At 43.8% G+C, this 13,373-nt stretch carries 18 protein-coding genes; 16 read left to right on the top strand and 2 right to left on the bottom strand.

Features of this window, described 5'->3' with window-relative positions; all coding sequences use genetic code 11:
* The first annotated feature begins 2 nt into the window (after nt 1–2).
* The 14 genes from EHN13_RS04340 (at nt 3) to EHN13_RS04280 (ending at nt 10,272) form a co-directional block, all read left to right on the top strand.
* Nucleotides 3–407 carry an InvB/SpaK family type III secretion system chaperone gene (locus EHN13_RS04340; protein WP_115643296.1) on the top strand — a complete coding sequence of 135 codons (405 nt, stop codon included), beginning with the start codon at nt 3–5 and terminating at the stop codon, nt 405–407.
* Complete coding sequence (gene sctN / locus EHN13_RS04335) at nt 407–1,708, top strand: type III secretion system ATPase SctN (protein WP_101743314.1); 1,302 nt, start codon at nt 407–409, stop codon at nt 1,706–1,708. Before EHN13_RS04340 ends, sctN begins: the two co-directional genes overlap by 1 nt.
* Nucleotides 1,698–2,147 (top strand): hypothetical protein, encoded by a 450-nt coding sequence (locus EHN13_RS04330; protein WP_124020951.1) that lies wholly within the window; start codon nt 1,698–1,700, stop codon nt 2,145–2,147. Before sctN ends, EHN13_RS04330 begins: the two co-directional genes overlap by 11 nt.
* The gene (locus EHN13_RS24215) at nt 2,135–2,677 is read left to right on the top strand and encodes a hypothetical protein (protein WP_249039289.1); all 543 of its coding nucleotides are present in this window, start codon (nt 2,135–2,137) and stop codon (nt 2,675–2,677) included. The genes EHN13_RS04330 and EHN13_RS24215 overlap by 13 nt, the downstream gene beginning before the upstream one ends.
* Before the next feature lie 105 nt (nt 2,678–2,782).
* On the top strand, nt 2,783–3,058 hold the full coding sequence (locus EHN13_RS24210) for a hypothetical protein (protein WP_232034695.1): 276 nt from the start codon (nt 2,783–2,785) through the stop codon (nt 3,056–3,058).
* On the top strand, nt 3,055–3,975 hold the full coding sequence (locus EHN13_RS04320) for a FliM/FliN family flagellar motor switch protein (protein WP_124020950.1): 921 nt from the start codon (nt 3,055–3,057) through the stop codon (nt 3,973–3,975). The genes EHN13_RS24210 and EHN13_RS04320 overlap by 4 nt, the downstream gene beginning before the upstream one ends.
* 9 nt (nt 3,976–3,984) lie before the next feature.
* Nucleotides 3,985–4,674 (top strand): EscR/YscR/HrcR family type III secretion system export apparatus protein, encoded by a 690-nt coding sequence (locus EHN13_RS04315; RefSeq protein WP_101742612.1) that lies wholly within the window; start codon nt 3,985–3,987, stop codon nt 4,672–4,674.
* A gap of 2 nt (nt 4,675–4,676) precedes the next feature.
* On the top strand, nt 4,677–4,937 hold the full coding sequence (gene sctS / locus EHN13_RS04310) for a type III secretion system export apparatus subunit SctS (protein WP_101742613.1): 261 nt from the start codon (nt 4,677–4,679) through the stop codon (nt 4,935–4,937).
* Between the two features lie 10 nt (nt 4,938–4,947).
* On the top strand, nt 4,948–5,709 hold the full coding sequence (gene sctT, locus EHN13_RS04305) for a type III secretion system export apparatus subunit SctT (protein WP_101742614.1): 762 nt from the start codon (nt 4,948–4,950) through the stop codon (nt 5,707–5,709).
* A 5-nt stretch (nt 5,710–5,714) separates the two neighbouring features.
* A complete protein-coding gene (locus EHN13_RS04300; RefSeq protein ID WP_124020949.1) occupies nt 5,715–6,851 on the top strand; it encodes an EscU/YscU/HrcU family type III secretion system export apparatus switch protein in 1,137 nt (378 codons plus the stop codon).
* Nucleotides 6,835–7,491, top strand: a complete 657-nt coding sequence (locus tag EHN13_RS04295) for a lytic transglycosylase domain-containing protein (protein WP_232034698.1) — start codon at nt 6,835–6,837, stop codon at nt 7,489–7,491. The genes EHN13_RS04300 and EHN13_RS04295 overlap by 17 nt, the downstream gene beginning before the upstream one ends.
* A 138-nt stretch (nt 7,492–7,629) precedes the next feature.
* A complete protein-coding gene (locus tag EHN13_RS04290; protein ID WP_101742616.1) occupies nt 7,630–8,310 on the top strand; it encodes a LuxR C-terminal-related transcriptional regulator in 681 nt (226 codons plus the stop codon).
* A gap of 30 nt (nt 8,311–8,340) precedes the next feature.
* On the top strand, nt 8,341–10,056 hold the full coding sequence (locus EHN13_RS04285; protein WP_124020948.1) for an IpaD/SipD/SspD family type III secretion system needle tip protein: 1,716 nt from the start codon (nt 8,341–8,343) through the stop codon (nt 10,054–10,056).
* A gap of 9 nt (nt 10,057–10,065) precedes the next feature.
* Nucleotides 10,066–10,272: a hypothetical protein gene (locus EHN13_RS04280; RefSeq protein WP_101742618.1), complete on the top strand. Its 207-nt coding sequence runs from the start codon at nt 10,066–10,068 to the stop codon at nt 10,270–10,272.
* Nucleotides 10,273–10,337: 65 nt separating this feature from the next.
* Here EHN13_RS04280 and EHN13_RS04275 read toward each other — a convergent pair whose 3' ends face one another.
* A complete protein-coding gene (locus EHN13_RS04275; protein WP_124020947.1) occupies nt 10,338–11,705 on the bottom strand; it encodes an MFS transporter in 1,368 nt (455 codons plus the stop codon).
* 175 nt (nt 11,706–11,880) lie between these two features.
* On the opposite strand from EHN13_RS04275, the gene kdgR reads away from it, so the two are divergent.
* Nucleotides 11,881–12,672: a DNA-binding transcriptional regulator KdgR gene (kdgR, locus tag EHN13_RS04270; RefSeq protein ID WP_005120190.1), complete on the top strand. Its 792-nt coding sequence runs from the start codon at nt 11,881–11,883 to the stop codon at nt 12,670–12,672.
* Between the two features lie 106 nt (nt 12,673–12,778).
* On the opposite strand, the gene EHN13_RS04265 is transcribed toward kdgR, so the two are convergent.
* On the bottom strand, nt 12,779–13,018 hold the full coding sequence (locus EHN13_RS04265) for a YobH family protein (RefSeq protein ID WP_061068061.1): 240 nt from the start codon (nt 13,016–13,018) through the stop codon (nt 12,779–12,781).
* A gap of 164 nt (nt 13,019–13,182) precedes the next feature.
* On the opposite strand from EHN13_RS04265, the gene mgrB reads away from it, so the two are divergent.
* A complete protein-coding gene (gene mgrB / locus EHN13_RS04260) occupies nt 13,183–13,326 on the top strand; it encodes a PhoP/PhoQ regulatory lipoprotein MgrB (RefSeq protein WP_003034977.1) in 144 nt (47 codons plus the stop codon).
* Nucleotides 13,327–13,373: the final 47 nt, after the last annotated feature.

The raw sequence follows: 13,373 nt of genomic DNA, 5'->3' as shown, positions 1-13,373 counted from the left end.
AAATGGATGTTTCAAAAATTGTAGATATTCTCAAACAGGCGCTTGAGGTAATGGGATGCGATCCATCGTTGATCTCTGATATAGATCATCATTCCACAATCGAGCTTAGTTTTGGTGAAAAACCGTCAATTATGTTTAGTACTGTTAACGGTGTTGTGGTTCTTTGGAGTGCTGTTGCAAAATATGATAGTCATGCCTTATTAAATGCTGCTCCACAACTTATCGAATCATTAGTTGCAACTTGTGATTGGAGCATTACAGGCCAGCTACAGCTAGTTGAAGATGATGGAAGTTTTGTTTTAAGAGTATTTTTAAGTGAAAATGTAATTGAACAAGGTGAGTCATTGGCGGATGTATTGAACCAGTTTTATGAGCGCGTAGATGAATTTAGCCAGGCGCTAAAATAATGCAGGAAATCTTGCTTAGTGATATTTTTGATTGTAACGCCAGGATAACATCGATTCAGGGGACGATCATTACTGCACCGTTGCGCCATACTTTTATTGGGGAACGATGTCGTATTTATCGCTCTCTGAGCGATCCTCGTGTCATTGGACAAGCAGAGACTATCGGTTTTAGCCAGGGCAATGCTGTGCTGTGCCTGCTGGGCGGATCTGATGGTATTTCATGTTCCAATATTATTGTTCCGGGCGGTACTGCTTTTTCTCTTTCAGTATCGATGGACACGCTGGGTACAGTTATTAATGCACAAGGCGAGATTTGTGAACGTTTTGCGTCACCACCCCCTGACAACGCATCTTTACCGATGTTTCGAACCATTATGCAATCTCCGCCAGATTACAGTGAGCGGCGGCCAATCGATAGCTTATTTGCGACAGGTGTCAGAGCTATCGACGGGTTATTAACTTGCGGTATAGGTCAACGTGTAGGGATCTTTGCTGGGGCTGGAGCCGGAAAAACGTCCTTAATGACAATGATCATTAGCCATTCATCTGCAGATGTTTACGTTATTGGACTGGTTGGTGAACGAGGCAGGGAGGTTACCGAGTTTTTAGCTGAAGGGATCCCGGAGGATAAGCGTGATAAAATTATTGTCGTCTATTCTACTTCTGATCGGCCCGCTGTCGAAAGGCGGAATGCAGCGCTTATTGCCACCACTATTGCTGAATATTTTCGTGATGCCGGCAAGAATGTTGTGCTGATGATTGATTCAATGACACGCTATGCCCGTGCGCTTCGTGACGTCGCGCTTTCCGCTGGAGAAATGCCTGCAAGACGCGGTTACCCATCATCTGTTTTTGATAATTTGCCACGAATCCTGGAAAGAAGTGGTAAAACTCAATTCGGCAGCATTACAGCGTTCTATACGGTACTGCTTGAAGAAGAAGAGGAAGTAGACCCCATCGGTGATGAAGTGCGCTCGATTCTCGATGGGCATATTTATCTTTCCAGAAAACTGGCTGGTACAGGGCATTATCCGGCAATTGACGTATTACGTAGCGTCAGTCGTGTAACGCGTGCAGTATCATCTGATGAGCAGCGTGAAGCTGCATCTTTATTTCGAAATTACTTGTCAAAACTGGACGAGTTGAAGCTGATGATTGAATTAGGTGAATACCAACCAGGTGAAAATCCAGCCACAGATAAAATTGTTGGGAAAACTGACATTATAAAGAATTTTCTCCAGCAAAAGATGGAAGATAAAACATCATTTACACAAATGTTGGAGTCACTGTATGCCATATAAAAGTATGGAAAATCTGTATTCAACGTACTGCGATAGCCTTGTTCTGAAAGTGACACGTATTGAACGCGAAATTGAACGATTAAAAAATTTGCTGATTGCTAATGCTGAAGGTCATAAGGAGACTAATGACTGTATCATCACTTTATGGCATGGAGTTACCGAAAGTGAAGTAGCGAAAGACAATATATATGCTATTAAAAGAAAAGAATCATTGCTGCTCTCAGTTTTATATCGTCTGGATGCGGAAAAAGATGAATTAATTGCAAGTCAGCATGAACAAGAAGATGAAAAGTCGCGTCTGTTGCAATTACGCGCCAGCTATGAACGAAAAAAGCGTAAGTGGTCTTTATGCCAACAAAAAGTTAAACGCCTGCGTAGTGTCAAAAAAATTGCTCTGGAAGAATATTCTATAGAGGAATGTATTGCATGGAAAATATAAGATCATCATCAGTAGAAGCGCATTTATCAGAAAACATAGGTTCTTGTGACAGTGTGCAATCTATTGATTTTATTATTCAGAAATTATTGAATGATACTGATACCAAGTGGAAAAAGAATACTAAGATTGAGGATTTTGACGGTAACAAAGATGAGAAAAAAGGAGATAAGGGCACCGAGCAAACTGATCAGATTGCGGTATCGGTAATATTAGCTGGGGAAACGCTATCATCGTCTCTGTCGGCCAGATTCGTGCAGCAGCTACAAGCGAATAGTACGGGCAATAAGTCTGTATCTAATGTGCCGACACGTATTTCTGCCGGGAATATTAGCCAACATGCCAGCGTTGATGTAGGGCGATTAAAGGAACAAGCCCTGATCCACAGTGGATCGGCAGCAATTTTTACCGCAGCGGTTCCGCAACATCAAGAGAATACTCAGAAATCTGATAAGAAAAAAAATGAATCTTCAGAGGTAACAGTTCTGTCTGCAATGCCAGTCCCTGACAAGGCTATCGTTGAATCTGGATAGGTAACGGAAAAGCTATTATCTGGAGAACACGGAAAGGAGACAGTTATTCAGCAGCAATTAAAGTCTGCCAAAGATGTAGCGCTTGCAGTAAACACGAAATCGAATGTGACCGAAGTGAGCTGGACCTTTCCTACTCAACAAACGGCCCAGGTACGCATAGAACACGCACAGAATAAATCTGATACGCAAATACAAATTATGCCATCGGACATTGAAACTGAACAACAGCTGGTAAATTTCCAACAGCAATATCCTTTGCACGGATTGCGTGTAGATGGTGCCGTGTCGACGGCGAATGACTATCTACAGAATCAGCAAAACTCACAGCAGCAGAATGAGGCAAACCAGGATGTTTTAAATGACGAAGAGGAGGAGACGTGAATACCATTCTTTCGTGTTTACGGCACCTGGATGTCACAGAAAACCTGATCATGCAGTACTGCGCACGCAATTCTATCGCGTTGCTGACAAATCAGAAACGAATGCAGGGAGCATTCATTCGCTGTAGCGGTGTTCACGCCGGAACGGAGATATGTTTTTTTGTCTCTGCAGAAACGCTTTTGCAGAAATATGGCATGCAGGATGCTCGATTTTCTGTTCAGCAGATGGGAAACAAATTTATTTCTACATTGTACGGTGAGCTGTTATTTAATCTCTCCTTGGGGACTGAGTGGTTTTCAGCACCTATTGCTGAAGTTGTTATTGAGGACCCAGAATGTCAGATTCCTCTGCATGAAAAATTCTACAGTGCCGGTGATGATGCTGGTTTTGTTTGGTTTCCAAAAACATCCCTAACCTCATTAGATGTGCTGGTTACGGAAACAGTAAACGATTGCCAGCATTTGCTTTGTCCCATCAAAGTATCTCTCGGATTCACATCGTTACCTGTGAGTGATATCGAAAATTTGACCATTGGTGATGCCTTGTGGATTACAAATGTTCAGATTTACCTTTATGTCGGAAACATAGAATATTGTGCGATTCAATATGAACAACACAGTTTTACTGTAAGTGAGGATATTATGGATAGTCAAACAAATAATGCTCTTGTTGATAAGTTATGGACGGCAGATGGACTCAAACTAAACATTGAGTTTGTACTCAGTGAAACAACCATGACATTAGCAGAAATTAGTAAAATACAAACCGGCGATGTATTAGATGCCCAGATTGGTCTGGGAGACAATAAAGTTGATGTTGAACTCCGGGTTCAGGGACAAACGTTAGCAAAGGGAGAACTTGTTTTACTGAATGATCGCCTGGCGGTGGAAATAGAGGAAGTTTACAACACATTGTGAGATGAAATTATGACGGATTATAACAGCATTGGTTTGGTAGGGATTCTGAGTCTTGCGACACTTTTGCCATTTTTCATTGCGGGCGGAACGTGTTTTATTAAATTCTCTATTGTTTTTTCATTGATACGCAACGCCATAGGCTTACAGCAGGCGCCATCCAATATGACCTTGAATGGTATATCACTACTATTAACTGCTTTTGTCATGTCGCCAGTTGCCCTGCAGGGCTATGAATATTATCGCCAGGAAGGTGTCTCTTTCGACAATGTTGAGTCAGTGCAAAACTTCATCGATAACGGCATTTCTGGGTATAAAAATTATTTATACCGATTTTCTGATAAAGAACTCCTTACATTTTTTAGTAATATCTATCAGCAGCAATATCCCGTAACTGATGATCATCAGGTTGTTGGGGTTAAACCAACAGTTGAAAATAGCTCGTTATTTACGCTGTTAGCGGCTTATTCGCTGAGTGAAATAAAAAGCGCCTTTGTTTTAGGCTTCTATGTTTATCTTCCTTTTATTGTAGTGGATCTGTTAGTTTCCAACGTATTACTGGCTCTCGGCATGATGATGATGAGCCCTGTAACAATATCATTACCAATAAAATTGGTACTTTTTGTTGCCATTGATGGCTGGTCTAAGATTGCGACCGGCATGGTCATGCAGTACGCAACGTTATGGAAAACGGCGGGATAACAATGGATGGTATCTTTTATATAGGCAATAAAGCACTATATATGGTCTTAATATTATCTTCAGTTCCGGTTATTGTCGCAACGGTGGTGGGGATAGTTGTGGCCATTCTTCAGGCAATTACTCATATTCAGGAACAGACCTTGCCATTTGGTATTAAATTGCTGGCAGTATGTGCCGCGCTTTTTATGACTGCACCCTGGTTTGTTTCCAGCCTGAAAAATTTCTCTGCCGAAGTGTTGGCCCTGGCATTCCAGATACCCTAATGAGTCGCCTATGAATGTTTATGTGCTCTACCATGAATATATCCTGTTGATTGTTATCGGGATGGCCAGACTTCTGCCAATAACATTTTTCTTACCCTGGTTTAACAGCCAGGTGCTAGGGGGCATGTTAGCCAAAAATGTGATTACGTGCTTTATGCTTCTTGGTTTTTTGCCTCTGCTGAGTGTACAGTTTCCACTGGCGCCGGCGGCGGCACCAATGGTAATTATCGTTCGGGAAGCGATTATTGGTTTACTATGCGGTATTTGCCTGTCAGTGCCATTCTGGATTGCTTTGGTGGTAGGTGAGGTCATTGACAACCAACGCGGAGCAACTATTAGTAGTACTATGAATCCAGGTATAGGGGTTGAAACTTCTGTTTTCGCCAGTTTTATGAACTATTTCTATGGCGCGACTTTTATGCTAAGTGGCGGAATGGTTACGCTTTGTGAGGCGATAAAAAAAAGTTATCAAATATTTCCGGTAGCACAATCCTTTCACTTTGATAAAGCATTAGCATTGCAAGTGGTTCATCTTGTTAATGAGTTAATGCTGAAGGCTTTAATTTTGGTAGGGCCTATCGTCGTCGCTTTATTTGTCACAGAATGCGCGCTTGGTTTACTTTCACGTTTCGCATCACAATTGAATGCTTTTTCTGTCGCATTAACGTTAAAGAGTGTTATCGCCATTTTTGTTCTGTTGATTTATTTAACACCATTACTTATCACCCAGTTGGCAGGATTACGACTGAGTGATTTTTTACCGAAGAGTTAAGTATAATGAGTGAAGAAAAAACAGAACAGCCAACACATAAGAAGAAAGAGGATTCTGCTAAAAAGGGACAGATGTTTCTTAGCCGAGATTTTGTAGGGCTACTTACGTTAATTGCGGTCTCATCTTTTGTATGGATGACCATCAATGCGAGGGAGTTGACATTTTATTTTGATTTATTCGTCAGTAGTGGTTTCATGCTATCAACGGGAGAATATGCGCGACTGGTATTTACAACAGCGTTTAAAATTATCTCTGGTATTGCCCTGATTTCTGTTTTCACTTCGGCACTGATGACATTGATACAAACACGTTTTAAAATGGCGTCGGAGGCGATTCGATTGGATCTGAATGCTATTAATCCAATAAAAGGATTTAAAGAAATATTCAGTATCAGGGGGCTGAAAGACAGTGTAAAAGCTATTTTGTATCTTGGGGTAGCACTCACTGGGTTTAGTGTTTATATTATAAAATATCATGCTCGATTATTTACTATACCGACTGGCGGGATCCAGCATTTTATTAATGTGTGGCGTGGGCTGATGCCATTGCTTTTTTGTTATACCTTGTTGCCGTTTTTAATTATTATGGCGTTTGATGCTTTGGTTGATTTTTATTTATATATTAAAGATTTGATGATGACCAAACAAGAAATAAAGCAAGAGTATAAAAATAATGAAGGTGATCAACACATTAAAAGCGCGCGTAAGCAGTTGCATCGTGAATTGCTTTCTGAACAGACTAAAGCAAATATATTGACTTCAAAAATGGTGTTGGCTAACCCGACGCATATCGCATTGGGAATTTATTTTAATCCCACGGTAATTGGCTTGCCTTTTATTTCAGTTGTCGAGAAAAACTCTCGTGCTGTTGCGGTTATTGCTTTCGCGGAAAAAAACAATATCCCTGTTATTCGCAATATTTCGCTGGCACGAAGAATTTTTAAGACGGCAAAAATTTATACTTTTATTGATAGCAGCAGTATTGATGAAATAATGCGCTTACTGACCTGGCTAGAGCAGATGGAACAAGCATGGAAAGATGATATTCCTCAGAATGACGCGCCAGGAGAGATGGCGGTTGATGTTAAATGCGATAAAGAAAATGCGGAAATAAACAAGGAAGGGGATGGAAATGCGCCATAGTATATTTGTTTTACTGTGTTGTTGCATGCCTCCTGCGATGGCAGCGCAGTGGTGTTATGAAGATGCTCAGGGAATCATGTATGTCGAACAGCAACGAACATCAAACAAGGGGCGGCGTTGCGCTATCGCTAAAAATGATGCCGTGCAACGCTGGCAGGCCACGAAAGCCAATTCCGCCATTCGCATATCACGTTCCTCACCGCGGCGTCAGTTTACGACACAGATGGCAAATGGTCGTTACGATAAGGTTATCGGCCACTATGCCAGGCAGTATGGTGTCGATCCGTATCTCGTTAAGGCGGTTATGGCCGTTGAGTCCGGATTTAATCCGGACATTATCTCGGCAAAAGGCGCTGTGGGTTTAATGCAATTGATGCCTGATACAGCGAATCGCCTGTCTTTAGCATTGGGCTATTCTCTCGAAAAGCATAGATTATCTGATCCTGAGATGAATATTCATCTTGGCACTTATTTGCTCTCGGAATTGACGAAACGCTATAGAAGTAATCCCAAACTGGTTCTGGCCGCATATAATGCGGGAGAGGGGAACGTTTCAAAGTATAACAATCAAATCCCTCCGTTTAATGAGACACATAAATATATTAAAAATGTGATAAATGAGTATAAAGCTATTCATTAATGAAATGATTTAATGTGTTTTTAATTCTAAAGTTAGAATAAATAATTTGAGTTGCGTTGCACTGCATGAAATTATCGTAAATAATTTATTTTTAGCTAATTAAGGATTGATTAGCGTTTGCATAAGAAGGAATCGAGTATGTCCCATAAATTCCTACATTCCCGACTCTCCGTTGCGGTTGCCAGTGATGAACCGATTGTTATTACAGGATTACGCAGCTTGCTTGCCGGGTATGCGGATATTGCATTTGTAACTCATTCGCGAAATGAATTGATTCACGCGTTATCAGGCAAGTGCGATGATAAAAATTTAGTGTTGATTGTTGATGTATCTTTTGACTGTCAAAATAATAATGATGCCAGTCACTATATCTCGAGAATTCAAAAGGTAGCACCGGAACTCAAGCTGATTGCGCTGGTAAGTGAAAACTACACGTTTACTCCCACGCTCCGCCGTCTCCGGGCGTCAGGGGTACACGCGTTAATCAGCAAGAAAGATGATTTGGAACGTTGTCTGCCAAAAGCATTATCTGATTTGGTGGCAAAGCGCTTTTATTCTTCTCCGCGGATCCAACAGACGGATATAACTACTGGTTATGCTCAACAGCAGTCCCAGTTAACTTCGAGAGAACTCGAAATTATTCGCCTGTATGCACGAGGCATGCGGGTAAAGGAGATTGCAAACCTTCTCAAGCGTTCAGTCTGTACGGTTGCGGTACATAAGCACAACGCGATGCAGAAACTTGCAATTACCAGCAACATACAATTGCTTCATTATGTGCAATCTCAGGATACGCTTGCCGGGATGTCAGGTAGCTAAAACGTTGCACACCTTTCAGGGAAAGATACGATGTCTACAAGTATCACAACAGCAGGACAAATTTCATTTTCAACTCTATGTACAACCACGGATGCGGTTTCTTCATCGCCTGAGGTGGTACAAGCTTCGACAACTGCCAACACTGCAGAAACGGGTACGCGACGCCAGCAGGTAATTGATATATTGACAGAAAAACTGGCAGTCTATTCTGAACAGTATCATCAGCTGCTCAACAAAGGGATCCTTATCGATACGGCTCCTGCACAGGCCGTATTGAAATCGTCTCTCTCTCGGTTCATGAGCACTGGTGTTTCAAGCGAAAAGAGCGTGGGAGAATCTTTAGAGGACTCCGCTGCTGGGGGGGCACTCTGGGACATCACTTTCGACAAAAACATGGATAAGGACGGTGATGGCAAGATTGATGATGATATCGATTTCAGCACCTCTATCTGGTCAAATGATAACGATCATGGCAATGGGGTGAATTATCCCGAGAGTGACTGGGAAATTTATGCGGATGTTAGTACTGAGCTTGCTGGGCTGCAAACGGATTATATGGATGTATATACCGATCTTGCTAATCAAAGCGTTGAATTTCTCAATGATGTTAACAGCTTTAAAGCGCGGATGGTGACATATATCTCCAGCGATGAAGATAAAATGAAAATCGATGTCGGTGGCGTGCTAGATGAACTTGACGCTATTATTGCTGGGTGGGGAATATATGATGCTAACGGTAATATCAACCTGACGCCCATTAACCCTGAAACGACTTCCGGACCCTATCCTGAACGCGGACCTGTGGCTATCCGCGGATTAGATGCCCAGGGAGTCTATTATTGGGCTACACAACTGGAGTTAACCGATCAGATTGTTATTGCAACGCATGAAGAGGCAGGATCTGATGGGAAAATGAATACAGGTAACCCTGGAGATGATATAGATAATATTACGGTAGCCGATTCGGTTGCTAATCTTAATGAACCTCCAGAAGAGGACTGTCGACTTTATTTGGTAATGGAGGCTGATGGTACTTATACCCTGTATGTCTACCCTGATCTCCAGCCAGTACGAGATGCCGAAGAGGCAACGTTTAGCCTGTTGGGGTATCTCTCAGACGCCGGATCATCGACTTCGGCTGAAGCTCCCACTGCAGCTGAGATTGGTTTACCTCTTGTCGATCCAAGATATTCTGGAAATACAGGGGGGAATAAATCATATTCTATTATTCCAACGTCTAAGGAGATGGTTATTGTCCCTGAAGGCAAAATAGGCGATAAAGGATTTTATATCCCGGAGGGCTATACACTCATAACATCAACGGCCACTGAAGATTATCATGAATATGATTGTTTTTTGATTCCAACGTCAATGTTGGATCCAGCAAAAACTAATAGTGATGCTGGTGATAGTAATACTAGTGTGCATGTTACAGAAAGTGTTGTTGTTATAGATCAGGCATATGATATGAATGGGACGGGAGGAGATAAAGCGAATATTTATGTTTCTCCCGCATCGACCTGGGATTTTGAAGGACACGGCGCGGATGAATCTGCCACTATCAGCAGCGGAATGTTTAACGAGTGGGAAAACTCGATGAACACGATGTCCAGTACAGTAGAAAGCCAGTCACAAGTTATGTCAGAAAAATTAAGCCAGGCTAATACCATCTTCAATAACCTGACCAAGGTATTGTCGTCGACGATAGAAGCTCTACTGGAAACCCAAAAAGAGTTCCTGAAATAGGTATTTATCATGAGCGACATGAACATCAGCTCAACGCCAGTTTCTGCAGATGATGCTGTTTCAGCAGAAGAACTCGACCCAACAGCGAATTTAACGGATGAGCAGCGTAAATTGATGCAGTTAGCCACTTCAGGATTTAGTCTGGAGTTTTTTTCAGATTGTATAATGGGAGATACCGACGATCCGTCCAATCCTATGTACCAGCCGGAGTGGTGACATCGGAATCGTTACGCGAATAATAAATGACGCCAGGCCCGGCGAAGTGTTGCCGGCCCTGGCGTTTATGCACGCGGCTGCGTGATACGCAGGCCGCTCACTATGGCAGCAACCGTTGCCAGTATACCCGCAGTTATCAGAGATATATGTGTTCCGTTATCGCCAAACTGATTGAGCATCAATGCCACCAGCGCTGCGCCGGTACTTTGCCCTAACAGGCGCGCCGTTCCCAGCATACCGCTCGCCCCGCCGCTGCGCTCACGCGGCGCAGAGGTGATAATGGTGTGGTTATTCGGTGACTGGAATAGACCAAAGCCTGCGCCGCACAATATCATCGGCCAGATGATATTATAATCGGAGGGCGAAGCGGGCAGCAGCACCAGCGAAAACAACCCGCTTGCCATCACGGTCATACCCAGCGCACCCAATAACCCCGCGTGGACGCGTTCGATAAGATACCCGGCCAGTGGCGCCATCACCATGGTTGCCAGCGGCCATGGGGTCAATAGCAGGCCCGTTTCTACTTCGTTACGACCGAGCACCGTTTGTAGAAAGAAGGGCAGGGAAACCATCGCCAGCATTTGCGCGCTAAATGAACAGATTGACGTGCAAATCGAGAGTGAAAACAGCGGAATGCGCAGCAGGTCAACCGGTAATAATGGTACCGGTAGCGCGAGCTGACGGCGGATAAAGAAGAAACCGACCACGATGAGCCCTACGAGCTCGGCACCAATTAACTTAAGCGATTGTCCTTGTGCAAAACCGCTAAGTGCGATGATTAGCAAGCCAAACGTTAACGCATTCATCATCGCGCTGAGAAGATCAAAACGTGGCTTGTTGCTACGCGGTGTATTAGGTGGCAGGAAGCGCATGGCCAGCAGCAATGCGATAATACCCAGTGGCACGTTAATCAGAAACAACCATTTCCACGAGGCAATTGACAGGATCGCTGCCGCAATCGTCGGGCCTGCTGCTGAGGAAACCGCCACGATAAAGGAGTTGATTCCCATGCCTCGTCCAAGCTGACGCTGCGGATAAATCAGGCGAATGAGTGCTGTATTCACGCTCATCAATGCCGCTCCGCCGAAACCCTGAGCCACACGCGCCAGTGTTAGCATGTGAAGCGAATCGGAGAGGGCACAGAAAAGTGATGCGAGCAGAAATACCACCAGTCCGCACTTGTATATGCGTCGGTAGCCAAACATATCACCCAGAAATGAGAGAGACAGGAGTGATACGACAATCGCAATTTGGTAGGCGTTAACGACCCAGATTGAACTGGCCGCGGAGGCCTGAAGATCGGTGGCAATCGTCGGCAGGGCAACGTTAGCAATTGCGCCGTCCAGTACTGCCATAGAGATGCCAATAACAATGGTTAAAATTGCACCGTATCGCTGGGGCAATGGCAGGCCATCGGCCTGAATTTTTTCCATAGGAAGTCAATTTTGTCGGAAAATATGATGAGAATAATAATTTTAGCATTGATATTCAGGCGTTAGGTCGCAGATTTGTAACTAAGTGAGCAAAGACAGATTGCGACGGCAGGTACGTGAAATTATAATAAAAACCGGTTCTGATTTTTATAAAACACTCGCAATGAGGTGGTAAATGGCTATCGCAGATCTGGATAAACAACCCGATTCTGTATCTTCCGTGCTGAAGGTTTTTGGCATCCTGCAGGCGCTGGGTGAAGAGCGCGAAATTGGTATTACCGAATTGTCACAACGCGTCATGATGTCAAAAAGCACCGTTTATCGCTTTTTGCAGACCATGAAAACGCTGGGCTATGTGGCACAAGAAGGCGAGTCTGAGAAGTATTCCCTGACCCTGAAATTATTTGAACTGGGTGCGCGTGCATTACAGAACGTTGATCTGATCCGTAGCGCTGACATCCAGATGCGCGAACTTTCACGTCTGACCAAGGAAACAGTACACCTCGGTGCGCTGGATGAAGACAGCATTGTCTACATCCATAAAATCGACTCGATGTACAATTTGCGCATGTATTCCCGCGTGGGTCGTCGTAATCCGCTGTACAGCACCGCCATTGGTAAAGTGCTGCTGGCATGGCGCGACCGCGATGAAGTGAAGCAAATTCTGGATGGTATTGAGTACAAACGCAGTACAGATCGGACAATCACTAACACTGATGAATTGCTGGTATTACTCGATAAAGTCCGTGAGCAGGGCTATGGCGAAGACAACGAAGAGCAGGAAGAAGGACTGCGCTGTATCGGGGTACCGGTGTTTGATCGTTTCGGCGTGGTCATTGCGGGTCTGAGCATCTCATTCCCGACGCTGCGTTTTTCTGAAGAACGTTTGCACGAATATGTCGAAATGCTGCACACCGCAGCGCGTAAGATTTCAGAGCAAATGGGTTATAACGATTACCCGTTCTAATTTTGACGTGTTGCGATACACAGAAAACCCGATACGGCGTATCGGGTTTTTTACGATCTGCCGTCGTCGCCGGAGCGAATAACGTACTGATTTTTTTGCTGCTATATTAACCATTATCGATAACGACGGTGCTTTTCCTCAACAGGGGGCAATCTGACAGGCCAATGATGCCGCTGTTGGTATGGACGTATTGCGCGGTGCTGGTCCCGCGGGCGGTCAGATATTGACATTGCAGGCCCAGACCTGCCGCAGTCTCCTTACTTCCTATCAAAACGCCGTAGCCACTCAGTAATAAACCGATCCAAACCAGAGCGAGCAACACAATAGCGCGGATAATCAAACGCATTACAACCTCTTATCTTTTCTCGTTATTATTAGATTAGCCTGTACATGGGATGAAACAAGTGAATCATTCCTAAAAACATTTAATGCCGTTACAGTTAACTTAGGGTTTAGGTAACTCATGATAATTTATCAACATAGGCTGTAGATTCGGAGAGTGGAGTTGGAGTGAAAAAAATTCGATGGGTGGTCCTGATAGTTGTCGTGCTGGTATGCATACTGATGTGGGCGCAGGTGTTCAACATCATGTGCGATCAGGACGTACAATTTTTCAGCGGAATTTGCGCCATCAATAAATTTATTCCCTGGTAAGCGCATTTCAGTAACAGTTGATTACCTTCTTGTGCGGCAATGGTAAA

Origin of the sequence: Citrobacter youngae (genome assembly GCF_003818115.1) — a bacterium.
Lineage (GTDB): Bacteria > Pseudomonadota > Gammaproteobacteria > Enterobacterales > Enterobacteriaceae > Citrobacter > Citrobacter youngae.
Note: the sequence above shows the minus strand (reverse complement) of the source record. Positions and strands in the feature narration are given on the sequence as shown.

What these genes read in the sequence shown, in the direction of transcription:
- EHN13_RS04340 (WP_115643296.1), top strand. Translation starts at nt 3, where the DNA reads ATGGATGTTTCAAAAATTGTAGATATTCTCAAACAGGCGCTTGAGGTA.
- sctN (WP_101743314.1), top strand. Translation starts at nt 407, where the DNA reads ATGCAGGAAATCTTGCTTAGTGATATTTTTGATTGTAACGCCAGGATA.
- EHN13_RS04330 (WP_124020951.1), top strand. Translation starts at nt 1,698, where the DNA reads ATGCCATATAAAAGTATGGAAAATCTGTATTCAACGTACTGCGATAGC.
- EHN13_RS24215 (WP_249039289.1), top strand. Translation starts at nt 2,135, where the DNA reads ATGGAAAATATAAGATCATCATCAGTAGAAGCGCATTTATCAGAAAAC.
- EHN13_RS04315 (WP_101742612.1), top strand. Translation starts at nt 3,985, where the DNA reads ATGACGGATTATAACAGCATTGGTTTGGTAGGGATTCTGAGTCTTGCG.
- sctS (WP_101742613.1), top strand. Translation starts at nt 4,677, where the DNA reads ATGGATGGTATCTTTTATATAGGCAATAAAGCACTATATATGGTCTTA.
- sctT (WP_101742614.1), top strand. Translation starts at nt 4,948, where the DNA reads ATGAATGTTTATGTGCTCTACCATGAATATATCCTGTTGATTGTTATC.
- EHN13_RS04300 (WP_124020949.1), top strand. Translation starts at nt 5,715, where the DNA reads ATGAGTGAAGAAAAAACAGAACAGCCAACACATAAGAAGAAAGAGGAT.
- EHN13_RS04295 (WP_232034698.1), top strand. Translation starts at nt 6,835, where the DNA reads ATGGAAATGCGCCATAGTATATTTGTTTTACTGTGTTGTTGCATGCCT.
- EHN13_RS04290 (WP_101742616.1), top strand. Translation starts at nt 7,630, where the DNA reads ATGTCCCATAAATTCCTACATTCCCGACTCTCCGTTGCGGTTGCCAGT.
- EHN13_RS04285 (WP_124020948.1), top strand. Translation starts at nt 8,341, where the DNA reads ATGTCTACAAGTATCACAACAGCAGGACAAATTTCATTTTCAACTCTA.
- EHN13_RS04280 (WP_101742618.1), top strand. Translation starts at nt 10,066, where the DNA reads ATGAGCGACATGAACATCAGCTCAACGCCAGTTTCTGCAGATGATGCT.
- EHN13_RS04275 (WP_124020947.1), bottom strand. Translation starts at nt 11,705, where the DNA reads ATGGAAAAAATTCAGGCCGATGGCCTGCCATTGCCCCAGCGATACGGT.
- kdgR (WP_005120190.1), top strand. Translation starts at nt 11,881, where the DNA reads ATGGCTATCGCAGATCTGGATAAACAACCCGATTCTGTATCTTCCGTG.
- EHN13_RS04265 (WP_061068061.1), bottom strand. Translation starts at nt 13,018, where the DNA reads ATGCGTTTGATTATCCGCGCTATTGTGTTGCTCGCTCTGGTTTGGATC.